This window comes from Paraburkholderia phenoliruptrix, from assembly GCF_019511605.1.
In the GTDB taxonomy this organism is placed as follows: Bacteria; Pseudomonadota; Gammaproteobacteria; order Burkholderiales; family Burkholderiaceae; genus Paraburkholderia; species Paraburkholderia phenoliruptrix_A.
This window is the reverse complement of record NZ_JAEUAV010000008.1, coordinates 92,195-117,763: the sequence shown is the minus strand read 5'-3', so window position 1 is coordinate 117,763 and position 25,569 is coordinate 92,195. Positions and strand designations below refer to the sequence as shown.

The 25,569-nt window shown below is 62.1% G+C and carries 22 protein-coding genes; 12 read left to right on the top strand and 10 right to left on the bottom strand.

From position 1 onward, the window contains the following. Window positions 1–157 precede the first annotated feature (157 nt). Window positions 158–445, bottom strand: coding sequence for a DUF3331 domain-containing protein (locus JNB89_RS13355; RefSeq protein ID WP_013592116.1), 288 nt, complete (start codon window positions 443–445; stop codon window positions 158–160). A gap of 349 nt (window positions 446–794) precedes the next feature. Between JNB89_RS13355 and JNB89_RS13350 the strand changes: the two genes are divergently transcribed. Then, window positions 795–1,904 (top strand): AI-2E family transporter, encoded by a 1,110-nt coding sequence (locus JNB89_RS13350; protein WP_220362469.1) that lies wholly within the window; start codon window positions 795–797, stop codon window positions 1,902–1,904. Window positions 1,905–1,937: 33 nt separating this feature from the next. Here JNB89_RS13350 and JNB89_RS13345 read toward each other — a convergent pair whose 3' ends face one another. Together JNB89_RS13345 and JNB89_RS13340 are read right to left on the bottom strand one after the other, a co-directional pair. Next, entirely contained in the window at window positions 1,938–2,810 is an 873-nt protein-coding gene (locus JNB89_RS13345) for an alpha/beta hydrolase (protein ID WP_220362468.1), read from the bottom strand. Between the two features lie 111 nt (window positions 2,811–2,921). Further along, the gene (locus JNB89_RS13340) at window positions 2,922–4,031 is read right to left on the bottom strand and encodes an OpgC domain-containing protein (RefSeq protein WP_220362467.1); all 1,110 of its coding nucleotides are present in this window, start codon (window positions 4,029–4,031) and stop codon (window positions 2,922–2,924) included. Between the two features lie 476 nt (window positions 4,032–4,507). Between JNB89_RS13340 and JNB89_RS13335 the strand changes: the two genes are divergently transcribed. Beyond that, a complete protein-coding gene (locus JNB89_RS13335; RefSeq protein ID WP_220362466.1) occupies window positions 4,508–5,680 on the top strand; it encodes a porin in 1,173 nt (390 codons plus the stop codon). A 28-nt stretch (window positions 5,681–5,708) separates the two neighbouring features. On the opposite strand, the gene JNB89_RS13330 is transcribed toward JNB89_RS13335, so the two are convergent. Next, a complete protein-coding gene (locus JNB89_RS13330; protein WP_223216745.1) occupies window positions 5,709–6,119 on the bottom strand; it encodes a hypothetical protein in 411 nt (136 codons plus the stop codon). 646 nt (window positions 6,120–6,765) lie between these two features. Here JNB89_RS13330 and JNB89_RS13325 point away from each other — a divergent pair. After that, a complete protein-coding gene (locus JNB89_RS13325; protein ID WP_220362465.1) occupies window positions 6,766–7,740 on the top strand; it encodes a peptidoglycan DD-metalloendopeptidase family protein in 975 nt (324 codons plus the stop codon). A 29-nt stretch (window positions 7,741–7,769) separates the two neighbouring features. Here JNB89_RS13325 and JNB89_RS13320 read toward each other — a convergent pair whose 3' ends face one another. Together JNB89_RS13320 and JNB89_RS13315 are read right to left on the bottom strand one after the other, a co-directional pair. Then, the gene (locus JNB89_RS13320; protein ID WP_135895023.1) at window positions 7,770–8,588 is read right to left on the bottom strand and encodes an alpha/beta fold hydrolase; all 819 of its coding nucleotides are present in this window, start codon (window positions 8,586–8,588) and stop codon (window positions 7,770–7,772) included. A 56-nt stretch (window positions 8,589–8,644) separates the two neighbouring features. Beyond that, a complete protein-coding gene (locus tag JNB89_RS13315) occupies window positions 8,645–9,043 on the bottom strand; it encodes a hypothetical protein (RefSeq protein WP_220362464.1) in 399 nt (132 codons plus the stop codon). A gap of 614 nt (window positions 9,044–9,657) precedes the next feature. On the opposite strand from JNB89_RS13315, the gene JNB89_RS13310 reads away from it, so the two are divergent. The 8 genes from JNB89_RS13310 (at window position 9,658) to JNB89_RS13275 (ending at window position 20,619) form a co-directional block, all read left to right on the top strand. Next, complete coding sequence (locus JNB89_RS13310) at window positions 9,658–12,636, top strand: type VI secretion system Vgr family protein (protein WP_223216744.1); 2,979 nt, start codon at window positions 9,658–9,660, stop codon at window positions 12,634–12,636. Between the two features lie 96 nt (window positions 12,637–12,732). Next, a complete protein-coding gene (locus JNB89_RS13305) occupies window positions 12,733–13,431 on the top strand; it encodes an ankyrin repeat domain-containing protein (RefSeq protein ID WP_167507907.1) in 699 nt (232 codons plus the stop codon). Window positions 13,432–13,599: 168 nt separating this feature from the next. Then, window positions 13,600–14,442, top strand: coding sequence for a DcrB-related protein (locus tag JNB89_RS13300; RefSeq protein WP_220362462.1), 843 nt, complete (start codon window positions 13,600–13,602; stop codon window positions 14,440–14,442). Beyond that, window positions 14,442–15,698, top strand: coding sequence for a PAAR domain-containing protein (locus JNB89_RS13295; RefSeq protein WP_135895020.1), 1,257 nt, complete (start codon window positions 14,442–14,444; stop codon window positions 15,696–15,698). The genes JNB89_RS13300 and JNB89_RS13295 overlap by 1 nt, the downstream gene beginning before the upstream one ends. Next, window positions 15,695–16,129 carry a hypothetical protein gene (locus tag JNB89_RS13290; RefSeq protein WP_013343205.1) on the top strand — a complete coding sequence of 145 codons (435 nt, stop codon included), beginning with the start codon at window positions 15,695–15,697 and terminating at the stop codon, window positions 16,127–16,129. Before JNB89_RS13295 ends, JNB89_RS13290 begins: the two co-directional genes overlap by 4 nt. Window positions 16,130–16,592: 463 nt before the next feature. After that, window positions 16,593–17,048: a (2Fe-2S)-binding protein gene (locus JNB89_RS13285; protein ID WP_006053023.1), complete on the top strand. Its 456-nt coding sequence runs from the start codon at window positions 16,593–16,595 to the stop codon at window positions 17,046–17,048. A 1-nt stretch (window position 17,049) separates the two neighbouring features. Then, entirely contained in the window at window positions 17,050–19,302 is a 2,253-nt protein-coding gene (locus tag JNB89_RS13280; RefSeq protein ID WP_218741707.1) for a xanthine dehydrogenase family protein molybdopterin-binding subunit, read from the top strand. Window positions 19,303–19,314: 12 nt separating this feature from the next. Continuing rightward, window positions 19,315–20,619, top strand: coding sequence for a c-type cytochrome (locus tag JNB89_RS13275; RefSeq protein ID WP_220362461.1), 1,305 nt, complete (start codon window positions 19,315–19,317; stop codon window positions 20,617–20,619). A gap of 116 nt (window positions 20,620–20,735) precedes the next feature. Here the strand turns inward: JNB89_RS13275 and JNB89_RS13270 are convergent, their stop codons facing one another. From JNB89_RS13270 to JNB89_RS13260, 3 genes are read right to left on the bottom strand one after another with little or no spacing between them, the layout of a single operon-like run. Next, complete coding sequence (locus JNB89_RS13270) at window positions 20,736–21,392, bottom strand: amino acid ABC transporter permease (protein ID WP_013343208.1); 657 nt, start codon at window positions 21,390–21,392, stop codon at window positions 20,736–20,738. A gap of 2 nt (window positions 21,393–21,394) precedes the next feature. Then, complete coding sequence (locus JNB89_RS13265) at window positions 21,395–22,141, bottom strand: amino acid ABC transporter permease (RefSeq protein ID WP_220362460.1); 747 nt, start codon at window positions 22,139–22,141, stop codon at window positions 21,395–21,397. A 41-nt stretch (window positions 22,142–22,182) separates the two neighbouring features. Beyond that, window positions 22,183–23,013, bottom strand: a complete 831-nt coding sequence (locus JNB89_RS13260) for a transporter substrate-binding domain-containing protein (RefSeq protein WP_013343210.1) — start codon at window positions 23,011–23,013, stop codon at window positions 22,183–22,185. A gap of 309 nt (window positions 23,014–23,322) precedes the next feature. Here JNB89_RS13260 and JNB89_RS13255 point away from each other — a divergent pair, with 309 nt between their 5' ends. Beyond that, complete coding sequence (locus JNB89_RS13255) at window positions 23,323–24,216, top strand: LysR substrate-binding domain-containing protein (RefSeq protein WP_220362459.1); 894 nt, start codon at window positions 23,323–23,325, stop codon at window positions 24,214–24,216. 27 nt (window positions 24,217–24,243) lie between these two features. On the opposite strand, the gene JNB89_RS13250 is transcribed toward JNB89_RS13255, so the two are convergent. Further along, a complete protein-coding gene (locus JNB89_RS13250; RefSeq protein WP_220362458.1) occupies window positions 24,244–25,326 on the bottom strand; it encodes a calcium:proton antiporter in 1,083 nt (360 codons plus the stop codon). Between the last annotated feature and the right edge of the window lie 243 nt (window positions 25,327–25,569).

Genomic DNA, 25,569 nt, shown 5'->3' with positions numbered 1-25,569 from the left:
ACCTTAACGCACGTGGCGAAGGGCCGCAATCGGGTGGCTTTGTATGGTTTTACGCGGGGGCGATGCGATGCGCCACACGTTGCGCCGTTACGCGGTCCGTGAGGCGCGTAACGGCGGGCGGATCGGCCGGCAGAACCGCGGGCAGGACAGTGGCGGCTCAGACTTCGGCAGGCAGCGCGCCGAGTATTTCGGCGCAAATCATCGCCGAGGCGTTCGCCGGGGCCGGCCGCTCGGCCGGCTTGAACACCGCGTCGCCGCGGCGGATCTTGCGACGCGACACCGCGCACGTTCCCGACGTATGCGCGGACCTGCGCCGCCAGCGCTGCTCGCCGTAATGACATCGTCCCGGCTCGACCCAGCGGATCACCAGCGTCGTGTCGGAGCGCTCGAGGATCTCGATGCGTACGCCGTTGGTACCGTCAAGGGGGATGGACTCCAGGGTCATCATCGTCGGCTCCGTATTTGTGGGTGTGCCGAATTTAGTCCCGCGCGAGCTTCTAAGCCATTGTGTCCCCGTTGAAACACTGTTCCCCGAATAGCAACAATCTCACTTGACTTTTTATGAGCCTTGAACCGGCGCGGCTTGGCCGAGCATGCGGAGGAGGGAAAACAGATAAGAGCGCTTTTTGCAACGCAGTGTTGTAGCTGGTGAGACAGCCAAGCCGCCCAGGCAGGCGTGCACGCGCTTCCTTTAAGATGTCATGGTCGTTGTGCGAGCGCGTCCCGCCAGTCTAACGGGTTTGTGTTTTTTGGGTCGGCTCGCGTGCATTCCCGGTATCCACATTCGAGTCAACATGAATTCACGCCCACCCGTCGCCGAGTCTGAATCGACGCATTCCGGACACCCCACGCAGGCGCTGCTCACGCCCGAGCGCGTGAAGAAACAGAAGGCCGCTTCGCTCGCGCTTTACATCGGACTGGTGCTGCTGGCGTTGTGGGTCGTGCGTGACTTCCTCCCGGTAGTGGGATGGGCCGGCGTGCTCGCGATTGCGCTATGGCCGCTGCTGCGCAAGGTCGAGGGAAGCCGCTGGCTGAGTGGGCGTACCACGCTGATTGCCGCCGCACTGACGCTGGCGATTGCGCTGCTGGTCGTGCTGCCGGTGGGCGTCGGCATCGCTCAGGCGCTGCGCGAAGCACATGATCTGAGCGAATGGTTCAAGGCCGCGCAGGAGAACGGCATCGCGATGCCGGACTTCATTCACCGCTTGCCGTTCGGCGTGCACCAGGCCGAGGCATGGTGGCAAGCGTACCTTGCGCCGCCTCTGCGCGATTCCGCCGCGATGAAGGGCTTGCACAGCACCACCGTCGTCACGCTGGGGCGCCACTTCGGCGCGCGTGCCGTGCATGCGGTGACCGTGTTCGCGTTCATGCTGGTGACCTTGTTCGTGATCTTTCAGGCGGGGCCGCGTCTGTCCGGGGCTCTTGCGCGAGGTTTGCAGCGCGGTTTCGGCGAAGACGGCGCGCAGCTCGTCCAGCGCATGGCCACGGCGGTGCGCGGCACCGTGTCGGGCCTGGTGGTAGTGGGGCTCGGCGAGGGCGCGTTGCTCGGGGTCGCCTATTTCGTCACCGGCTTGCCGCACGTCGCGCTGCTCGCGCTCATTACGTCGATTGCCGCAATGCTGCCGTTCTGCGCGCCGATCACGTTCAGTCTGGCAGCATTGTGGCTGTTCTCGCAGGGATCGGTGGCCGGCGCGATCGGTCTTCTGGTGTTCGGCTCGATCGTGGTTTTCGTCGCCGAGCATTTCGTGCGGCCGGTGCTGATCGGCAACTCGACGCGGCTGCCTTTCCTGCTCGTGCTGTTCGGCATTCTGGGCGGCGCGGAGACCTTCGGGCTGCTCGGCCTCTTTATCGGCCCCGCGCTCATGACGGTGCTGATGGTGCTGTGGACCGATCTCGTGCAATAGCTGCACGTGCCTCGTTGCGTGCGGCGCGCTCGCTCAGGGCTGCTGGTTCGACGGGTGTTCCAGCGCCGCCAGTTTCGTGCAGCCGAGGGTGTATTTGAGCGCGCCGGGTAGCAGCGCGCTCCATACCTCCCACGTGTGGCCGCCGTCGATAATGCGCAGCGCCGCCGGATTGCCCGCGTGCCGAAGCTGCGTGTAAAGCACGGATGCGTCGGCCTGGATCGCGAGGTCGTCGTCCCCGGCGGCGATGAACATTGGCACGCGATAGGGCCGGCTCATATAACGTTGCCATTGCGCCGGGTAGTTCAGCTCATGCCAGACGCGCGGATCGAACTGACGTTCGCCGAACACGCCCACGCGGCGCGCCGCCGAACCGCGCGGCGGCTCGTTGGCGTAAATGGCGGGGCTGAGCAGCAGCGCGCCGCAAAAGCGCTCCGGTTGCGTCATTGCATAGCGCAATGCGCCGAAGCCGCCCATCGACACCCCGCCGATCATGCGCCCGGCGCGCTGCGTGGAGACCGCGTAGTGCGTTTCGATCTCGGGCAGCAGGTCTTCGAAGAACGCCGTCTCCATCTTCTCCTTGCGGTCGACGTACCAGTCCGTGCCGCCTTGCGGCATCACGGCTGCAACCGGTGGAATATCGCGATGCTCGATGAGCGCGTCGAGCGTGCTTTGCAGATGGCCGCGGCTGACCCAGTCGTTTGCATCGCCATTGTTGCCATGCAGAAGGTAGAGCACCGGAATGCGCGCGGCGTCGGGGCGGTAGCCTGTCGGCAGATAAAGCATGTAGGACCAGTCGCGCCCGAGCGCGGACGAATGGAAGCTGCGACTCGTTATGGTGCTGGCGAACGACGATGTACCGCAGACGGCACACAGGAGAGCCAGCGTGAAATGTAGGAATAGACGCATGTCACAGTAGGAAGCGGCCGCGTCGCAGGGGACACGGCGGTCATGCTATCAGCATCCAGAGACGCTTTGACCAAGGGTGCGGCCTGGTAGGCCACGGCCGACCCGCGGAACTCACGGCCACGTCCGAAGCCGTGTGCCGACCATACGCATCACGAGGCGCTTGAGCGGCTCGGTTCCGCACGCGACGGCGACAAGCGCCGTGACCGCGCAAGCGTCGGCGAGCAGACCGAGTGGGTAGTTCAGGTAGCCGTCGGTGGCGGCATACAACACCGAGTCCACCACGAGCGAGATCACGGCGCCGGCTATGAAGCACAGCAAGCCCTTGCGTCCGATCAGACCGACGAGCGGCAGCGACTGCGCGAGCTTTTTGGCCCAGCCCAGCTCGGTCAGCTTGGCCACGAGCCACGCGATGGCGAGGAAATTAACCGCTCGCAAGTAGGAAAGGTTCTGCTTGAAGGTCGGATCGAGCGGCTCGCGCTCGATGAAAAGCTTGTAATAGGCCGCGACCGCTGCGACCGAGCATGCGGCGAGCGTCACGAGCCACCCCAGGCGGTGCTGGCTGACGCGCTGATAAACCGGCTGGCAACGCGCGAGCACGCCGACCACGAACAGCAACTGCCACGCGAACGGGTTGAAGTCCCAATGCATGTCAGGCGAGGCGGGCAGATAGGCGGTGATGGACGGCGCGCCTGCCCACAATGCGACGCTGCCGGCGAGCAGCAGCCAGGGTTTGCTGCGCGCGAGCGGCAGAATCATCGGCACGAGCAGCGCGAAGAACACGTACATGGGCAGCACGGACGCCAGATAAGGCTGACGGCGCAACAGCACGATGTCGCGCAAGGCGGCAAGCGGCGTGTCCATCAGGTCGTCGAGGTCGGTGATGGCGAGATTGGGCGCCTCGATGCTGAACGCGTTCAGGACTGCGCTCACCAGCAGCATCAGCCCGGCGGTGACGAGAAATGCGCGATAAATTTCCAGCGAGCGCCGCAGGAAGCGATTGCGCGCGATGCTCTCGCTGCGCCGCTCGGCGAGCGCCGCATAGGCCGTGGCGGTCGCGAATCCGCCGAGAAACACGAACACCTCGGCGGCGTCGCACAGGGCGTACGCGTGCAGCGTGACGCGCGACAGAATGCTGCCGCCTATGTGGTCCACCACGATGATCAGCAGGACGAGTCCACGAAAAAAATCGAGCTCGATTAAGCGGGATTGCGACGGTTGCATTGTTTTTGTGCCAAAAGCAAGCCCCGTGCGACGGCGCGCTCTTTCAGCGCGTCGGGCGTCTCACAAGGCTTTGGAATAGTGGAGTGGTGCTGCGTGGCGGCCGCGACTCGCGTTGCCGCTCCAGCCTGCCGCAAGCAGGAGGCTTGCATCGGGCAGTAAAAATGACTCCCGCAGCACGGCGGAGTTCCGCTTCGGTGCCGCGAAAGTGGGCGATTATATTTCTTTCTGTGACAAGTCTGCTGAGAACCGCGCATTGGTAGAGCCTATCCCATCGGGCCGCAAGCGGATCCGCCGTTTTAGGACAGTGGAGATTTCGCAACGTTTTGACAGATCTACGCGACACCCAATGGACGGACGCGTTCCGGCGTGTGACGATTTCCCACAAGCGCGTCGGGCTTTCAGAAGCGCGTTGTCATAGAGTCAACAAGAAGGCGTCCGATCGAGTCAGGCCCTTACTCGAGGGCAGGGGGATCGTCATGAACAGGCAAGTGTTGGCGCTCGCTGTTTCAACCGCTGTTTCGACCGCTGTCTCAGCCGCTTTCAGCGCAGCCGCGTCCGCGCAGACGAGCGTCACGCTGTACGGGGTACTCGACGAAGGCGTCAACTACACGAACAACGCCGGGCGCGGACATGTCTACGAGCTGTCGAGCGGTTACGCGCAAGGCAGCCGCTGGGGACTCAAGGGCAACGAGGAACTCGGCGGCGGGCTCAAGGCGATTTTCCAGCTGGAAAATGGTTTCGACGTGAGTTCAGGGCGGCTGAATCAGGGCGGCCGCCTGTTCGGGCGCCAGGCCTTTGTCGGCTTGAGCGCGCAGCGATATGGCGTATTGACGTTCGGGCGGCAATACGATTCAGTGGTAGATTATCTCGCGCAGACCACGGCGAACGGCAACTGGGCCGGTTCGCTCTTCTCGCATCCTTACGACAACGACAACACCGACAACTCGTTTCGCCTCGACAACACGGTCAAATACACAAGCCCATCAATTAGCGGCTTTCAATTCGGCGGTACATATAGCTTCAGCAACGCGACGAATTTCGGCAATAACCGCGCATATAGCCTGGGCGGGCAGTACGCGTATGGCGGTCTGCTCGTGAGTGCCGCTTATTTGCGAGCGAATAATCCCGGTAATACCGCCAATGGCGCCATTACGGCCAACGACGCGAGTTTCGTGGCCACCCGCATGCGGGTGTTCGGCGGGGGCATTACTTATAGTTTTGGGCCGGCCACCGCAGGCTTCGTTTATAGCAATTCCAGATATCTGAATCCGACCGGCAATGGCTATCTCGGTACCGCGCCGCTCGTGCCGCCTGGCGTGCTGCTGAACTCGTTGAAATATCAGAACTTCGAGCTGAACGGAAAATATCAGATCTCGCCGATGCTGTTTGTCGGCGCGCAGTATGTCTACACGATCGAAAATTACGATGCGTCGAGCGGCGGCGTCAAACCGAAAATCCACTCGTTTGGCTTGATGGCGGATTACAACCTGTCGAAGAGAACCGACGTCTACATTCAGGGCGAATACCAGCAGGTCGCTGGCGATTCGACGTATTCGATACTCGATGAAGCGTTTATACCTGGCGCGCAGGCGCCTTCATCGACATCGAAACAGGTGGTGGTGCGCGCCGCGATCCGTCATAAATTCTAGGCAGCGCGCGGTGCGCGTGACTGAGTGTTCAAGCAGTCAGAAGATTTTGAACCAGAATGCCGACCATCACGCCGGCGGGAATGCCAAAGGTTCTGCCGCGCAATGTTGCGTTGAGGTCTTCGTCGAGAATGAAGCTGCTGCGGCGCTCGCTCCACACGGTTTTATACAGAAGCGGCTTGGTATCGGAGATAAGCAGTGCAATCACGACCGTCGCGATGACCTGCTCGAGCGCGTGCAGTTTTGCCATGAAGGGCGAAAATTCGCCGCCCACGCAAAGCAGCACCATGATGACCGTAGTGACTATGGCGCCAAAGAAAAAACCGCCCATGAAGCGGTTGGCTGATGTAAGAGAATCCACTTGAGCCTCGACTTCTTCATCGCCCGGATGCAGGCTGACGAAGCAAAAATATTCTGAAGGGAAGGTGTTCCGTTGAGTCATCGACCGGGCGTTGCGCCGCCGGTCAACTTTAGGGAAGGCCTAAGAATATTTTTTTTGCGCTTTGCAACCTATCGTCCGTTTCCTAATCCAGCTTCGGAAAAATCCTAAAGCATGGGCGCGAGCCCTGCGGTGAGCGCACTCGCGCGCCGACACGTGTTCGACCCGTAGCGCCCGGGGCATCGCGCTCCGGGAACCGGCGACTCAAGTTCTGGCACGGGCGTGCCGTTATGCAGGTGGGGTCGGTGTCGGCGGCGTTGCATTGGGCCTCGCGTAATGGTTGTGCGCACAACGCTATGCTCAAAAGGCGGTGCGTAAAGTTTGTATCAGACTGTTTGACGCACTGCGGTTTGTGTTAAACCCACTTTACAATCCCGCTGGAAATTTAATCGCAATCTCGTCCCGTCCGCGCGAAGTGGCGGCCTTGAGCGCCCCAAGCCGCCGCCGTCGTGACCGGCTAGTCGAAGAGTCGGGAAGTCGGAGAACCGGCGGGGCTAGCCGGCCAGCCAACGGTGACGGTCGCAAGACGCTCGCCGGATCGCCACGCGAAGAGCACGACTGGTGAACCGCGCGCATCGCGGTCAGTCGGTCAGGCGGCAAGGTGGGAAGGCGGAGTCCAGCCCGCCGACAGAACAAGCAGGAGTCGAACATGATTGGAAAGCGCTTCGACAGAGCAATGGTGATGGGCGTCGCCGGCGCCTGGCTCGCGCTCGCAATGAGCGGTTGCGCCAATGTCGGACAGCAGTCCGGGCAGGGCGAAGCGGCATCGGCGGCGTCGGGTGTGTCCGCGGCAGGTGCAATCGGCGCGCAAGGCGCGGGCGGAGCGCCCGCGTCGGCGAATACCGCTAGCCAAGGGCGCGCGGCGCAGGCTGCGCCGACCAGCAAGGCGCCGCCGCTCGTCTATCGTGTGAAGCGCGGCGACACGCTCGCGCGCATCGCGCAGCGTCACCATTGCAGCGTCAAGCAGTTGCAGGCGTGGAATGGACTGAAAGCGTCTTCGCGGCTCAAGAACGGCCAGGTGTTGCGCGTCGCATCGCCGGAAACCGTGCAGGCGGTCAATGCCGCAGCGGCAGCGGCAAAAGCTGCCGCTGCCACGCAAGGTGCGTCAACCGCGCAGGTTCCCGCTGCCACGCAAGCCGCGTCGCCCACGCAGGCTCCTGGCGCGGCGGGATCGGCAAGCTCGCCGGTAGCACAAGCGCCCAGCGCCGCAGAAGCGCGCGAAGTCGCGCAACAGGTCACGCGCCGGGCGAACAGCGTGGCGCTCGCATGGCCTGCCGGCGGCCGGGTCGTCGAAGCGTTTCAGCCGGGCGAGACGCGCGGCATCGAGATTGCCGGCAAGCCGGGCGACCCGGTTCGTGCGGCCGCCGACGGCAAGGTCATGTACGCCGGCACGGGCTTGAACAGTTACGGCAGTCTGATCATCGTGCAGCACAACAAGGACTTTCTGACCGCGTATTCGCATAACCGCAAGCTGCTGGTCAAAACTGGCGACATCGTTCGGCAGGGGCAGCAGATTGCCGAAATGGGCGACGAAAACAATTCGCGCGTGTCAGTCGGCTTCGAATTGCGTCGCGACGGCAAGCCTGTCGATCCGATGCCATATCTGCCGCAAGGACGAGGCTAACGCAGCGTTGCGCGCACGACGCGGCGGCGTCAGTCGAGCCACCTCAGCGCCGCCGCGACGATGGCCTCGGGCGCGTCCTCCTGCACCAGATGGCCCGCTCGCGGTACGGCCTGAAAACGCGCCTCGGGAATCGCCCCGGCAAGGCGCCGACCGCGTTCCAGCGGAATCCACTGATCCTCTTCGCCCCAGAGAATCTGCGTTGGACAGCGTAGCTGCGAGTAGCGCGGCTCGACTTCGTCGGTATAGCGCTGGTCCATTTGCGCGATTTGCCTGTAAAACGCGGCTTGCCCTGTTGCGCCGAGCCACGGCGTGACATAGGGCGCAAGTTCTTTGTCCGTGATGTCGCGTGCAATCGCACCACGCACATAGGCGCGTACCACGGCTTCATGAACGTAGGGCGGCAAGCCGGCGAACGCATCGCCGTGCCGGCGCACGTGCTGCACGAATGGCGAGCCCCACGGCGCGAGTGCGACAGGATCGACGAGCGTCAGGCTGCGATACTCGCAACCGTCGATAAGATGCGCGCGCAACGAAGTCGCGCCGCCAAAATCATGCGCGATTACGTCCGGGCTCTTGACTTGCCAGTGGGCGAGCAGCTCGGCGAGCAAGACGTTCTGGACGCCGAGCGACACGTCTTGCCCATCGCTCATCTGCGACTGGCCATAGCCGAGCAGATCGTAATAATGAACCGTGCGAACCTGTGCCAGATGAGGCGCAATGCGATGCCACACATAGGACGAGAACGGCGTGCCGTGCACGAGCACGAGCGGCGGTCCGGTTCCGGTCACCGCAAAGCGCACGGTCTGATCGCGGAACGTGTAGGTCTCGGGAAGTGGCCAGTCGGTCATGGCAGTGAGAGAGACGGTGACAATAGCGGCTGTGAGCGGCAGTGAACAGGAGCGGTCTACTTGGTCTGCGCGCCGCGCAGCACCTGCGACACCTGCCCATGCAGATGCAGAATGCCCAGATCGGCCTGCAATAGAGGCAGATAACGCGGCAAGAAAATATTATTTGGCTGGTCCGCGGAAAAGAGGCCGGTGACCGCTTCGACCGCGGCGAGGCGGTCCGCGGAATCGGCTTCCTTGTCGTCGAGTATCTCGTCGACGTTCGCGATGATCGTGGAAAGCGGCGTAAGCCAGCGGAACCCCGAGCCGTTGATCAGCACTTGCAGAAACGCTGCGGGCGTGACCGGGCCGAACTCTTTTTCATACGCCGCGCGCTCATGATCGAGTATCGCCTTGTGCAGCGCAAGCAGCGGCCTGCGAATATCCGAGAGGAACTGGGTGCATTGCTGGTCGTTCATGATGCGTCTCCGTCGGATGGTCAGTGCGGTCGCGTCCATGCTAACAAAAATACGCTCTACGGGCCGCGTCGGGTGCCTGTTGCAATGGCGTGGTGTCGTTGGCGCGGTGATTTGCACTGCGGCTCGGCGTGAACGCTCGGGCTGGTACTTTTGCACTACAACATAATGCATTGTGGAAACCAGATGCTGGACGGGGTCCGGCAATGTCTTTCACATGCGGTTAACAACAGACGGCAGACGAGTGCACATCGTGATGACTTGTTCGCTTTAATACGAGGCGAACGCTGAAGCTGCCCGGCCAGTTCGCGCTGGCCCACAGGTTCGTCTCGAATCTGATCGCTCAGGCAGTAAGTGTTGTCCTGACGCTCAGACTTCAACTAAACCAAACCGCATTCCCGGATTAAGAGCCATTGTGCCTAAGCCAGTCGATAGGCCGGCTACCGAATCTCGTCTTAATCAATCAATCGGATCAGCCGACGACATTTAACGTTTTTGTTACACTCTTCCCACTAAAAATTCCCGCGGGTAGTTTTTGGGAATCAAATGTTAGCGTAATATTCCGCCTGCGCAAAAGCGCCAAGAACAAAATCGGCATTTGCCGCGCTGGGGGCATTATGAGTTTCAATAACGCAAGCGATGGGATATCTGGCAGCGGAGGCTCTGTTGCCGGGGTATTGGGGAGTGCGGGATCGCTCGCAGGACTCGCGAGCAACGTGGGCGCGATCAGCCCCTCGGCTGCCGGCGTGGTCAACCAGGCGGCGCGCGCGGTTCAATTAGCTCAGACGGCGTCCAGCCTTATCGGCAAGACGCCTGCCGCGGTTGCCGACGCAATCAATACGCTGGCAAGCAAGCCCGTTCTCACTCAACAAAACCGGTTCATGTCCGTCCGGACGCCGCTCGGGCCGGACGTGTTGTTGGTAACGGCGCTCGTTGCGGACGAATACCTCAATCAACTGTCTGAGATTCATCTCGACCTTATCTCCCAAAAGCGTGACATTCCGATTGATTCGCTAGTGGGCCAGGTCGTTTCAGTCTCACTAACCGCTGAGCGGTCCGGCGTGGTGTCGGCGCTGTCCGCAAAGGGCAACGCTGCGACGGAGCGTTATTTTCACGGTTTCGTAATTTCCTTCTCGCGAGTCGGAAATTCCGGCACGGTAACCCGATATGAAATGACGGTCGTTCCGTGGTTATGGTTTTTGACACGCTCGACGGACTGTAGGATTTTCCAAGATAAGACGCCGCCCGATATTTTGACGGAAATATTTTCCGAGTTCGGCTTTACCGACTTCGAGCTCGATCTTCAGGGGACTTATAAGCCCTTTGAGTACATTGTCATGTATCGGGAGTCGTACTTCAATTTCGTTGCCCGGCTGATGGAGCAGGAAGGCATCATCTGGTGGGTTCGCCATGAGAAGGACAGGCATGTCCTCGTGATAACGGACAGTAATGCTGGCTTTCGCGGCATCGATGATTTGACGGAGATTCCGTTCTACGCGGATAGTGCCGCCAGCGAGAAGAACGGCATATCACAATGGAACGAGGCGTTCAGTTTCCGCGTCGGCAAAATCACCTATCGCGATTTCAACCATCGCACGCCGTCTACGCCGCTCCTTCATGTCGAGGTGCCGTCCACTCTCCGAAATCCGAGCATTCAGAACACCGAGAGATACGAATATCATTCGCTATACGATCACGGCGAGGACGGTGAACGTTACGCACGTTTCGCAATGGAAGCGGAGGAGGCGCAAGCCCATCATTTCAATGGAGCGTCGTACGTTCAGAAGCTTGCCCCGGGCTTGAAGTTCAAGCTCGTTAATCATCCCGTGTCTGCGTACAACAACAAGGACTTCGTACTTCTTCACGTGCGGCACGAAGCCGCTAACGACTACACCCACGAGTCGAACGAGTTTCCATACCGGAATTCGTTCTCTTGCCTGCCGGTGGACATCCCTTATCGGCCGGAGCGTCGTACGCCAAAGCCTTACATGTACGGCACCCAGTCGGCGGTAGTAGTCGGCCCGAAAGGTGCCGAGGTCCACACCGACGGCAGCTCGGTGAAGGTGCATTTTTTCTGGGACCGCCGCGGCAGGCAGGATGGCAGCGACTCAATGTGGGTGCGTGTGGCCCAGTCATGGGCCGGCGGAGGCTGGGGCGGCTCGGCGATGCCGCGCACGGGGCAGGAGGTACTTGTAGCATTTAATGAGGGGGACCCGGACAATCCCATCATCGTGGGCCGAGTGTTCAACGGCGAGAAAGCGAACCCATACCACGACACGGCTGGCCGAACCATGGGGTTTCGCAGCAAGACGATAAACGGCGACGGATTCAACGAACTGAAGTTTTCGGATGTCGCGGGCTCGGAAGAGGTTTTCGTCCATGCACAAAAGGACCTGAATGCCGTTATCAAGGATAGTGAAACCCGCTCTATCGAAGGCGGCAACCGGCTCGTGCGGCTGCACGCAGGCGATGAAACGAAAGACATTGCCAAAGGCAGCTTGACGGAGACAATCGCAAAGGCGCGCGCGACGACGGCTAATACGATCGATACGAAAGCGGTCGGCGGTGAGGCTGGGCCTGGCAACCAGACGCATCAGGCAACAGACCAGATAGAGCATCGCGTGGGCTCAAGCATCATCACGATGAAGCCCGACAGTATCAAGCTGTCGCACGGCGCGTCGAGCATCCTGATCAACCAGAGCGGAATTTTCCTTGACGGACCGGTAATCCACCTGAATCAGGGCCTGTTCGTGACGCCGGATCAGGCGTTGGCCATTCAGTGGGCACAGCAGCAGGCGATCATCGCGGCGGGCCTGGCGAGCCCCGATCCTAAGGTGCGCGACGCCGCAAAGCGGCTGCAGGCATCTGTGAAGGCGCAGCAGATGGCGAAGCTCGCGGACGCAGTGTATTCGCCAGGTACCGCGCCGCCCGGATGGTCGAACATCAGCAATGATCCTGAGGCTTTGAAGAAATTCGGCCTGCGGCCGGCAGATCTGTCCATACCGGGAAGCAACTTCGGGGCACAGGCGTATGCGCCTGACCCCGCTGTGTTCGGCGACAGCATGAAGCCAACGGTGGCGTTCAAAGGTACCGAACAGCTGACGGGTGAGGACATGTCGAATAACATCGCACAAGGTCAGGGCCACGAGTCCGCCTATTACGGGCGGGCAGTAAAAATAGGCAAGACCGTGCAAGCCTCGGGCAATGCTTCGGATCTTGACCTCACGGGTCACTCGCTCGGTGGTGGCCTCGCGTCAGCGGCCGCAGAGGCAAGCGGGTCGAGCGCAACGACCTTTAACGCCGCGGGATTGAATTCCGGGACACTCTCACTGTACGGAGCGACACCGGTCCGCGCTTCGATAACCAATTACCGCGTCGACGGCGACATCCTGACTGGATTGCAGGAAGGGAAACTTGGTCCGATCAGTGACGCCACAGCGTCAGTCATGCCAAAGGCTGTGGGCGAGCAGATCGATATCCCGGGCAGCGCGATGACGACGCTGTCCCGCCACAAGATGGCGCAGGTCAATGCTGGAATGGAATCAACGGTTGCAGACCAACAGTCGTCGCTGCTTCAGATTCTAGGATCGCACTAAATGAAATATCGAAAACTGGCCATTGCGGGGGCAGCCGCTATCGCAGTGTGCGTCACAAGCCCAATTTGGTGGCCTACTCAGGCACAGGAAACACACATGTCCACCTTCAAACGGTATCCTCCAGAAGACTTTTTCTCTGGCGTTGAACTCGAGCTAGCGCGTGCTATCCGTGACGGCGATCTCGCGCGTACAAGGGACCTGATACCGAAGGTCGACTTGAGCCTGGTAGGCAAGAAAGAAATGACGATGCTTGCGTTCGCCGTCCAGGAAACGGTCCCCGTCAAAACCGACGCAGACAATGTGCGCTACCAGATCGTTAGCGAACTGGTCCGCCATGGTGCCAAACCGGAGCAGCCATTTGGTCAAAGCAAAGGCAACGTCGCATATATCGCCGCCCGCGCTGACTCGCCCGCTCTGCTCAAGGCGCTCCTTGCAGGAGGCATGAGCCCTGACCTGAGATATGACGGGGACACCCCTCTTCTTTTCGCAGTTGCGGAAGACAATCTCTTACCTCAATTGCGCGTGCTCGTGGAAAACAATGCCAACGTGAATATCAAGGATTCGCTTGGCAATACCGCGATTTTCGGAGCCACCCAGATCCGTCAATGGGACTCCGTTGACTATCTGCTATCGCACAAGGCCGACCCAACCGTCGTCAATGACGTTGGCGTGACATACGCCAAGGTGCTTAAGATCGAGCTTGACAGCACGCCAAAAGGCTCCCCGCAGCTCGAGCGTATCGCGGCGATACGCAAGAAAGTAATCAGCGCAGGTGGAAAGTGGCCGACGGCGTGAGAGGTGCCTGAGACGAATACGCGGGGCGCTGGAATGAGACGCACATGGAATGGGTATGCCGGACTGCGCCTCGTCGGTCCCGACTCGCCACCAGCAAACCGCATCGAGGCGATCGCAAAGCGCATCCTGGCAGCCGAGATGCAAACCAGAAGCAGCGGATAGAAAACCATGTCCAGTTACCAGATGAACGATGCCTCCATCGATCTGCCCGAGCAGTTCAAGGACGGCACCATGCACCTGTTCACCGTGGAGCGCAACGGTAGTAACGCCTTCACCTTTGTCGTGTCACGCGCGGATATGGATGAAAGCGATACGGTAGATACGTTCGCGCATAAGCTAGTCCAGCAAATGCGCCAAACGCTGCCCCGGTTCGAACTGAAAAACTTGCGAGCAAGGGAGGTCGACGGTGAGACGGCGCGCGAGGTGGACTATATATGGGTCTCGCAGGGTACACCGTTGCACCAGCGACAGACCGTGGTGATGGCGCGGGGACCCTCGCACAAGACACGGCGCGCAATCAGTTTCATCGGCACGTGCCCCAACGGCTTTACGGCGGAGTGGACAGAGGAATACCAGAAGCTGGTCACGAGCGTGAAACTTGCCGAGCGAAGCGCTGTATCGTTCGCGAGCCGTATGCTCCCTGCAGACGCGGACGGGCTGATCTTCGTTCTGCGGGAGGTCGACGGGTCGCTGGTGGTCGTGCCCAGGTTGTCGCAACTCTTCGGCTATGACATCGCGGACGCACTCGACCCCAAGGTCGCGTTCTTCGATCACACCGGGGCGCCGATCGGGCTTCAGCGGACAACAGAACCTGGGGAAGGCTGGGCTCATCCGGATGGCGACCGCTACATGTTCTGGACTCTCGACGCGGCGACTCACTCTCGTCTTGTCGATAGACTCGACGCCGTACGTAGCGTGAGCGGCATCAGCAGTCTGACCAGCGTCGACGCCGTGCGCCGTTATCTGGCTGACATGTCCGTTTCTGGACTCATGAAACCGGCGGCTAGCTGATGGACTCGCTACTCGCCGCAGCCCGACTCGGAGACCCGGTGGCGCACACCGCTTCAAAAGGCTGGATGCTCGCCGGTCTGATAGGTGGCGCATTGCTTGGCGCAGCAGTCGTAGCACTCACAGGCGGCACAGCATTGATCGCGCTGGCCGCAGTCGCAGCGGGAGCTGCTGCCGGTGGTGGTATCGGCGAAGTACTGGGCACCATGTCGTGGGCGCCGCGGCACGTTACAGGCAGTCTGATATCAGGGTCGCCAAACGTCTTCATCAATAGCCGCTCAGCGATACGCGCGCACATCAGTAACGGGCTTTGTAATGACCACTCAGGCGCCCCTCAGGTCGTTGCCCAGGGTTCGAGCACCGTCTTTATCAACAGCCAGCCCGCAAGCCGCAAGGAGGATATGCTTGCCTGCAGCGCGGTCATCAGTGACGGCTCGCCGAATGTGTTCATCGGCGGCGCCCGCCAGACGACCGACGATATCAGCCCCGAGGTTCCGGCCTGGATGAACTGGGCGATGCTCGGGGTTGGTATTGCTGCGGCGGTTGTGCTCGCGGGGCCCGTTGTCGGCCTGATCGGCGCAGCAGGCGGATTCCTCGGCGGGGAACTCGGCTCCGCGGTCGGCGGTGCTATTTTCGGCGAGGGTTCGGATGGCCAGAAGTGGTCGATGCTGGGTGGATCGCTCGTTGGCGGCGGACTCGCGGGCAAGGGCGCAGGCATGCTCGAGGCGCCCAAAGAGCCCGTTCCCGTCGCTGTGCTTGAAACGCCCAAAGAGCCTGTCGCCACGCCTGTTTCGCGCTTTGACTATACGGTTGATAAGGTGCCCGCTGACCTCGAGCCCAACTCGGCTGGCGTCTACGGGTACATGCCGAAGGAAGGCACCGAGTTTCATCAGTCGAAGTGGGGTGTAGACTGGACCGATCCCGAAGCAACGGCGGGTGCGACTGCGAAGCGGATCAGTTATCACGAGGGTATGGAGCAGAAAGAGGCCTGGATCGCCGATCAGAGAAGCGCTGGGGTGCCTGATGAGGAGATAGCTCGGCAGATAACCAACAGTCGCAACGCCGACCGTCTTTCTTACTACACGGAAGAGCAGTTGCCGGGCGTGTACGCGCGCAACCTCGCCAGGTATGGCGACAAGATGGGGCCGAGCTACGAGTATTTGATCGAGAGCGGGAAAACACCTCAACAGATAATACAAAGCGCAACCCGCACCAACCCGTCCATGGACATTCTCACAGGCATCGCGAAAGTCAAATGAGAGAAACACAAATCGTCGTGCGCACGCTGCCGAACAGACCGCGCCTGGTGCTGGAAAAGCCCACAGGCCGTCTGACGCCTGCTACCGGATCGGAAGCATTGCCCGTGCGTGGTTTCGCGTTCCCGGTCGAGGGCAAGACGTTCGTGCAGTATGCGGAAGACGGACGGATGTACCTTCAAGTCGACGCGCAACGATGGGAAATCGGCCCGGCTAGCAATGTTAGCTATGGCCATGACTTCCAGAAGAAAACCACGACATTCGCCATCAATGAATTCAGCGTCGAATATGAAGCATGGTGGGCTCACGATCCGACTTTCAACAAGTTCGCTCCCGAGCGCGACCAGGATGAAGACCCGCTCGCCTATGTGTACCACCTCTATAAGGACGACGAGGAGCGCAAGGACTATATCCTGCGCATGATGCAGGGCTAGGATCGCGATTACCTCGCATATCGGTCTGCTGCGTCCGCCAACGCTTGTCGTCCTGAGTCCGGGCACATGACGGCGAGGCCACCCAGGCACCGCCTGGGGGCAGACTCGCGCAAGTTTCAACCCCTTCCTGTGCCGGTTCGTTTCCCTGCAGTGGTTGCGACCGCCGCGTGAGCGCCGGACCGAGCCATCCCCGAGACGTACGACCGGGGCTCCCGATTCACGCAATTATTTGCGGGAATCTGCGCGAGCCGAATGAGCTTGGGCACCTTCCAGGCGAACTTTTTTACGCACGGCTACAATCGCCGGACCCTCACAGTGCACCCGTGCAGCGACGCCTCCAGCGAGCTGCGCATGGACATTGCGCATTAGTCCGGACTCTCGAATAAACGCGACAAGTCATTGCCTTTTGGTCGGCATGCTGGTCTAAAGAGCCGAATAACGATTACCCCACAAGGAACCGCTCATGACAACGTTCAACATCAACGGCGAGACGCATACCGTCGACGCGCCACCTGACATGCCACTCCTGTGGGTCTTGCGCGACCTCGTCGGTCTGACCGGAACGAAGTTCGGTTGCGGCATTGCCCAGTGCGGCGCGTGCACGGTGCATCTGGACGGCGTGGCGGTGCGCTCGTGCGTGCTGCCGGCGGCGGCTGTCGGCGACAAGAAAATCACCACTATCGAAGCGGTCGGCAATACGCCCGCCGGACAGAAGGTGCAGCAGGCGTGGCGTCAACTCGACGTCGTGCAATGTGGCTACTGCCAGTCGGGCCAGGTCATGTCGGCGGCCTCGCTGATTGCGAGCAACCCCAATCCCAGCGATGCGGACATCGACGCCGCCATGGCCGGCAACATCTGCCGCTGCGGCACCTACAACCGCATCCGCGCGGCCATCAAGCACGCGGCGAAGGGAGTCTGACATGTCGCAAGGATTGCTCGATGCACATCGCGACGCAAAGCGTCCGCAAGCCGAATCACATGAACCGCGCGGCTTGTCGCGCCGCACGTTCCTCAAGCTCGGAGTGAGCGTGGGCGCGATGGCGGGCGGCGGTCTGCTGCTCGGCTTCAGCGTGCCGGCCGTCAGTCAGGATCAGAAGGCGGGCAAGTCCGTGATCGGCGGCGACGGGAACGAAGCGCCTCAAAACGGTGTGTTTGCACCGAACGCGTTCATTCAGATCGACACGGCAGGCAAGGTCACGCTGATTATTCCCAAGGTCGAAATGGGGCAGGGTGTGTACACCTCCATTCCGATGCTGATTGCGGAGGAACTGGAAGTACCGCTCGACACCGTCACGCTCGATCATGCGCCGCCTGACGAAAAGCTCTTCATGGACCCGCTGCTCGGCGGCCAGCTCACCGGCGGTTCGACGTCGATCCGCTATGCGTGGGAGCCGATGCGCCGGGCCGGCGCGACGGCCCGCACGCTGCTCATCAACGCGGCCGCGCAGCAATGGCAGGTGGACGCGGCAAGCTGTCATGCGCAGGCCGGTCAGGTTATTCATGCGGCCAGCAACCGCAGCATCGGTTACGGTCAACTGGTGGAGGCGGCCGCGAAATTGCCCGCGCCGCAGAACGTGCCGCTGAAAAATCCGAAGGACTTCAAGATTGTCGGCACCGCGGTCAAGCGCCTCGATTCTCCGGAAAAAGTGGACGGCACCGCCCGCTTCGGTCTCGACGTGCGCGTGCCCGACATGGTCTACGCGGCCATCGCCAATTGTCCGGTGTTCGGCGGCACGCTCGCGAGCGTCGACGACACCCACGCGAAGAAGATTCCGGGCGTGCGTCAGGTCGTGAAGATCGACAACGCGGTCGCGGTGATCGGCGACCATACGTGGGCCGCCAAACGGGGCTTGCAGGCGCTCGACATCAAGTGGAACGAAGGCGAAAACGGCAGTGTTTCGATGAAGCAGATCGTCGACGATCTCGCGCATGCGTCGCAACGCGACGGCGCGGTAGCGCGCAAGGAAGGCGACGTTGCGCAGGCTTTTTCGAACGCGAAGAAGCGCGTCGATGTGATCTACCAGCAGCCGTTCCTCGCACACGCCACGATGGAGCCGATCAACTGCACGGTACACGTGCGGCCCGACAGTTGCGAAATCTGGCTCGGCTCGCAAGTCCCCACGCGCGTGCGCGACGCGGCGATGGCCGTCACCGGCTTGCCGGCCGACAAGATCATCGTGCACAACCATCTGATCGGCGGCGGTTTTGGACGGCGGCTGGAATTCGACATGGTCACGCAGGCGGTCAAGATCGCCCGGCAGGTATCGGCGCCCGTCAAAGTGCTGTGGACCCGTGAAGAAGACATCCAGCACGACATGTATCGCCCGTACTACTACGACAAGATCTCCGCGGGTCTCGACGCGAACGGCAAGCCGCTTGCCTGGCAGCACCGCATTGTCGGCTCGTCGATCCTCGCGCGTTTCGCGCCGCCCGCCTTCAAGAACGGGGTCGATCCCGACGCCGTTGAAGTGGCCGCGGACCTGCCGTACGACTTGCCGAACCAGCTGGTCGACTACGTGCGTCAGGAGCCGCGCGCAATTCCCACCGCGTTCTGGCGTGGCGTCGGCCCGACGCGCAGCACCTTCGTGGTGGAAAGCTTCATCGACGAACTCGCGGCCGAAGCGAAGGTCGACCCGGTCAAATACCGGCGCGATCTGCTTGGCAAGACGCCGCGCGCGCTGAACGTGCTCAACACCGCTGCGCAGGCAGCCAACTGGGGCAGCACGCTGCCCACAGGCCAGGGGCGCGGCGTGTCGGTCATGCACGCGTTCGGCAGCTACTTTGCGATTGTCGTCGAGGTCGCGGTCGAACAGGGCGAGGTGGCGGTCAAGCGTGTGGTGTGCGCGGTGGATTGCGGCATGGTGGTCAATCCGAACACGGTCGAGGCGCAGGTGCAAGGCGGCATCATCTTCGGCATTACGGGGGCGCTTTATAGCGAGATCACCATCAAGGACGGCCGCGTCCAGCAGAACAACTTCACCGACTACCGGATGCTGCGCATCGACCAGACGCCGCCTATCGACGTGCATATCGTGAAGAGCAGCGAGGCGCCGGGCGGCATCGGCGAACCTGGCACGGCGGCCCTCGCGCCGGCGTTGACCAACGCGATTTTCGCGGCGACCGGCAAGCGTCTGCGGCAATTGCCGGTCGGCAGCCAGTTGCAAACCGCTTAACGGGAGCCCGATATGAAAAGCACGTTGAAGGGTTTCGGCGCGGCGCTGGGCATGGCATTGCCGCTGCTGATGCAGGCCGCGACGGCCACGGCGGCAACAACGGGAGCAACGGCAGCGGACCCGGCGCTGGTCCAACGCGGCGCCTACCTCGCGAAGGCAGGCGATTGCGTGGCGTGTCACACCGCCCCGAAAGGCAAGCCGTTCGCGGGCGGCCTGCCGATGAACACGCCGATGGGCCAGATCTACACGACCAACATCACGCCGGACCCGCAAACCGGCATTGGCCGCTACACGGAGCAGGACTTCGCGCGAGCCATGCGCGAAGGCGTCGCGAAAGACGGGCACAACCTGTATCCGGCCATGCCGTATCCGTCGTATGCGAAGGTCAACGACGAAGACATGAGGGCGCTCTACGCGTTTTTCATGAGCGGCGTCGCGCCGGTGCAGCAGGCCAATCGCGAGTCGGACATCAAGTGGCCGATGAACATGCGCTGGCCGCTCAAGCTCTGGAACATGGTGTTCCTCGAGAAGGGCGTCTATCAGAACAAGCCGGGCAAAGACGTTGCGTGGAATCGCGGCGCGTATCTGATCCAGGGGCTGGGGCATTGCGGCTCGTGCCATACGCCGCGCGGCATTGCGTTCCAGGAGAAGGCGCTCGACGAAAGCGGCAGCGCGTTTCTGAGCGGCGGCCTGCTCGACGGCTGGTTCGCAGCCAACCTGACGGGCGAGCATAACGTCGGCCTCGGGCGCTGGAGCGATCAGGACTTGCAGGCGTTCCTGAAGACCGGCGCGAATCGGCACGCGTCCGCATTCGGCTCGATGACGAGCGTGATCAACAACAGCATGCAGGCGCTGAACGATGCCGACATCGCGGCAATGACGACGTACCTGAAGTCGCTGCCGCCGGCCGGCGGCAACGGCGCGCCGCCTTACACGTACGATCCGCAAGCAACCAGGGTGTCGCTCAACCGTGCGGCAAACGATGCCGGTGCGCGCGTCTACACTGCGTACTGCATGCACTGCCACGGCGTCGACGGGCGCGGCTTCGCGCCGATGCTCGCGCCGCTTGCCGGCAATCCGAACGTGCTGGAGAAAGACGCGTCGTCGCTGATCAACGTCACGCTCAACGGCACCGAGGATCTGGTGATCGGCGGCATTCCCGCGCCGTATCCAATGCCGAAGTACGCGCCGGTGCTCAACGATCAGCAGATCGCCGACGTGCTCACTTTCGTGCGCGCCGGCTGGAACAACGGCGCGCCGGCAGTCACGGCCGCCGAGGTAGCGAAGCTGCGCAAGTCGACACAAGCTGCGCGTTAGCACCGGTTCGTCTGGTCGACCAGCGGCACATGAAAAAAGCGTCAACCGTCTCGCGGCGGTTGACGCTTTTTCATTGCGCGAGCCGTGAGTTGGCGCTCGTGCCGCGGCGTGGGTGGCTAACGATGCTGGCCCACCTTGTTGCGCTTTTCCAGCACACGTGCATACCACGTGAGCGGAAAGCACATCGCAAAGTAGATCATCGCGACCATGCCGTAGATGGGGAACGGGCGGAACGCTGCGTTGGTGATCATCGTGCCGGTCTTGGTCAATTCCGTGAAGCCGATGATCGACGCAAGCGCCGTGCTCTTGACCACCTGTACGAGAAAACCGACCGTTGGCGCGACGGCGATTTTCAGCGCCTGCGGCCAGACGATATAGCGCAACTGCTGGCCGAACGTCATGCCGAGACTCGCGCCCGCGGCCCACTGACCGCGCGGCACGGCTTCCACGCAGCCGCGCCAGATGTCGACCAGATACGCGCTCGTATAAAGCGTCAACGTGACCGTGGCCGCGACCCACGGCGATACGTCCACACCGACGAGCGGCAAGCCGAAAAAGGCGAGAAACAGTTGCATGAGCAGCGGCGTGCCCTGAAACACTTCCACGTACAGCACGACGATGCGGCGCAGCCAGGCGACAGGCGACACGCGCATTGCGAGCAGCAAAAGGCCCACCAGGCCGCCGCCGACGAACGCAATCAGCGAGAGCAGCACCGTCCAGCGCGCGGCCAGCAGCAGGTTGCGGGCGATGTCCCAAAGGGTGAATTCGACCATGATCAACGCTCCGTCGGCAGAGTGCGGGGAGCTCGCCACATGAGGCGCGCGCGCCAGCCGCGCGGCGCGCTTTCAGACCCGCGCGCGGCTCGCCCGGCGAACAGGCCGCGTCCAAACCGGTTGAGAATCTGGCGCAGCGCGATGGAGAGCAGCAGATACGTCGCGGTGATAATCACGTAGCTTTCGAACGAGCGGAAGTTGCGCGACTGGATGAAGTTGGCCGCATAGGTGAGGTCGGGCACGGAGATCTGCGACACGACCGCCGAACCCAGCATCACGATCAGCACCTGGCTTAGCAGCGCGGGAAACACGTTGGCGAGCGCCTGCGGCAGCACGACGTAGCGAAACACCTGGCGCCCGTGCAGGCCGAGCGCCTGGGCCGCCTGAATCTGGCCGCGCGAGATCGAATCGATGCCCGCGCGCACGATCTCGATCGCGTAGGCGCCGAGGTTGACCGTCATCGCCAGAATCGCGGCCTCGATTTCGTCGATATGAATGCCGAGGCTCGGCAGGCCGAAGAACACGAAAAAGAGCTGCACGATGAATGGCGTGTTGCGGATCAACTCCACGTAACTCGCCACCACCCAGCGCGCCCATGCGGGGCCGGCCACCGCGACGCTCGCGCCGGCAATGCCGAGCAGGCCGCCGAGCAACGTCGAGACGGCGGTCAGCGCGAGCGTGACGGCCACGCCGTGCGCGAGCATGCCCGCATAGAGGCCGAAGCCGCTGAAATCGAACGCATAGGTCATGACTGGGCGCTCATCGTGAGGTCAAACTCCGTACCGTAAATTCAGAGGTCGGCAGGCAGCGGTGCGCGCAACCATTTCTGCGAGATCGCGTTCATGGTGCCGTCGCTGCGAGCCTTGGCAATGGTTTCGTCGACTTTCTGCTTCAGGCGCGGCTCGTTCTTGTTCAGCCCGACGTGGTCCGGCGAGCTGAACAGTGAGAACTTCTGCTCGGGATCGTTCGCGGGATGACGCGCGAGAATCGTGGCGCCCACGTCGTTGCCGACGACCATCAACTGTACCTGACCAGAAATAAACGCCGAAATTGCTCCGTTCGGATCGTCGAAACGTTTGATGTTCGCCGTGGGCGGCGCGATTTTCGTGACGCTCAGGTCTTCGAGCGTGCCGCGTGCCACCGAAATGGACTTGCCGGCGAGGTCGGCGGCATTTTTCACGGGCAGCGCTTTGGGCCCGAATACGGCGAGATAGTAGGGCGCGTAGGGTTTCGAGAAGTCGATCACCTTTTCGCGTTCCGGCGTCTGGCCCACGGACAGCAGCATGTCCGCCTTGTGGTCGGCGAGATAGGCCATGCGGTTGTCGCCCGTCACTTGCACGAGTTCCACCTTGGCGTTGAGCGCGCGGCCAATCAGATTGGCCACGTCGATGTCGTAGCCCATCGGCTTCATGTCGGGGCCGATCGAGCCGAACGGCGGGTAGTCCATGAACACGCCAATGCGCACTGTGCCCGTTTTGGCGATGTTGTCCAGCGCATCGGCATGGGCGGCCGGCGAGAACGCGCTCAGCGCGCCGGCGGCGGTGACGGCGAGCGCCGCGGCGAGAGTGGCGAACGCGCGGCGCGCGGTCGACTTCGGTTGAACGGGCTTGGGCTGGTTCATGGTTTGTCCTCTGTCGTAAAACGCGGATTGGAATGAGCTGGACTCTAGGTTTGCCAAAATCCCTCAACAAACGAAATATCCGCATGGAGGCCATGACGTAAGCTCATGCGCCCGGCATCGAGTGCCGCCGCCGCGCGGTGCGGTGAACGAAGCCGCGCGTCGCCTGACGTATGAGCCGCACGCATGCGGCCAGGGTCCGCCGCAATTCGTCGCGCTGGGCGCAATCGCGTATCCTGTGGGGCCGGCGGGTGCGGCGCGAGAGGCTGCCAGCGTGCCGCCAGAATGACTTTTTCTTATCCGGACACTTAGATGCGACGACTTCCGCCGCTCAACGCACTGCAGATTTTCGAAACGGTGGCGCGCCATCGCAGCTTCACGCGCGCCGCCGACCATTTGTGTCTCACGCAGGGAGCGGTGAGCCGGCAGATCATCGCGCTCGAGGACTACTACAAGTTCCCGCTGTTCAAGCGTCACGCCAAGGGCCTCACGCTCACCGCCGAAGGCGAGTTGCTGCTGCCAGCGGTAAAGGAAAGTTTCGCGCGCATCGAGGAGATCTCGCTACGCCTCACACGGCAGCGCACAGATCTCGCGCTGAAGGTGCCGACCTGTGTGATGCGCTGGATGTTGCCGAAAATCATGCGCTTTCAGACCGAGTATCCGGAACTGCACGTGCAGATCACCACGACATGGCAGCACGACGTCGACTTCCAGCTGGAGCAGTTCGATGCGGCCATCATTTATGGCTCGTCGCCGGGAGCGGACGTGCAGGCGGTGCCGCTCTTCGAGGAGCGGCTGACACCGGTGTGCGCGCCCGATCTGCTGAAGGACAAGCCGCTCGCCGCGCTCGGCGATCTGGCGCGTCATACGCTACTGCATCCGACCCGCGATCATCGCGACTGGAAGATGTGGCTCGCGAAGGTTGCCGAAACGGACCCTGTCAACGCGCGCGCCATCGATGCCGAACACGGTCCGAGCTTCGACACGCTCGACATGGCGACCAACGCTGCGTTGCAGGGCTTCGGGGTGGCCATCAGCGATCTCGCGCTGATCGACGAAGACGTGGCCGCACGGCGTCTCATTCGGCCCTTTGACACCGTGCTCAAGACCGGGTGGCGTTACTATTTCGTGTATCCGGACTCGGTCGCGCATCAGCAGAAGCTGAAGCTCTTTCGCGACTGGATCGCGGCGCATTGGGAAGAGTGAGCGTGGGCCCGCGTCGAAGGCAATGCGTCAGGGCGCGAACGAGAGGAACAGATAGGCGGCGAACAGCGACAGGTGCACCGCGCCTTGCAGGATCGTCGTGCGCCCGGTGCTGAGCGTGAGTGTGCCGACCAGTAGCGTCAGCAACAGCAGCACGGTTTCCTTGCCGTTGATGCCGAGCACGAGCGGTTGGCCCGTCGCCAGAAAGACGCCCGCTACGGTCGGAATGGTCAGGCCGATACTGGCGAGAGCCGAGCCGAGTGCGAGATTCAGACTGTTCTGCAAGCGGTCGGCGCGCGCCGCGCGAACCGCGGCGAGGCCTTCGGGCAACAGCACGAGCGCGGCGATCACGATGCCGACCACCGCCGGCGGCGCGCCCGCGTTTGCAACCGCTGTCTCGACTACCGGCGACAATAGCTTGGCGAGCAGCACGACCGCCACCAGGCACACCAGCAACAAGCCGCCGCTCGTGAGCGCAAGCGCGGTGCGAGGCGGCGCGGCGTGTACGTTTTCGTCGGGCACGTCGGCGAGAAAGTAGTCGCGGTGCCGCACCGTCTGCACGAACACGAACACGCCATACAGCACGAGCGACGACACCCCGGCGAACGCCAGTTGCGACGACGACAGCACCGGACCGGCATGAGTCGTGGTGTAGTTCGGCATGACGAGCGTCAGCACGGATAAGGACGCGAGCACGGCGAGCGCCGCAGCCGCCCCGCGAATCTGGAAATCCTGCTCGCGATGGCGAATGCCGCCCACCAGCAGGCACAGTCCGACAATGCCGTTGCAGACGATCATGACAGCGGCAAACACCGTGTCGCGCGCGAGTCCGGCTTTCTCGGGGCCGGAGGTCAGCATGACCGAGACGATCAGCGCGACCTCGATCACGGTGACCGCAACCGCCAGCACCAGCGTGCCGAACGGTTCGCCGACGCGGTGCGCGACCACTTCTGCATGATGCACGGCCGCAAACACCGCCGAGCACAGTGCGAGGCCCACCAGGGCGAGCAGCAGTCCATTGGCCGGCAACGCATAGGCCGCGGCAAGCACGATCCACGCGACGACCGGCACGGCCAGAGTCCAGCGGGGCAAGACGGTCGCGGGGGTGGTCATCGGCTTCCTTTGTCTGTGCTTTCCTGAAGGTGCGACGCGCCGGCGTTCTACGGGCGATGGGCGCGCAAAGTCTTGAGTCGACGCATTAAGACTGTCGCGTAATGCGTTGAATCTTAACGTCTATTCTTCGGGAAGGAAAGGTCGCGGCGGGCGTTCGGCCGCTGAGTGTAGGCGAACTGCTGGGGTCCGCGTGCATGAGGTACATTCGGCGGCCGGCAGGCGGCGCGGTCTGACAACCGGGCT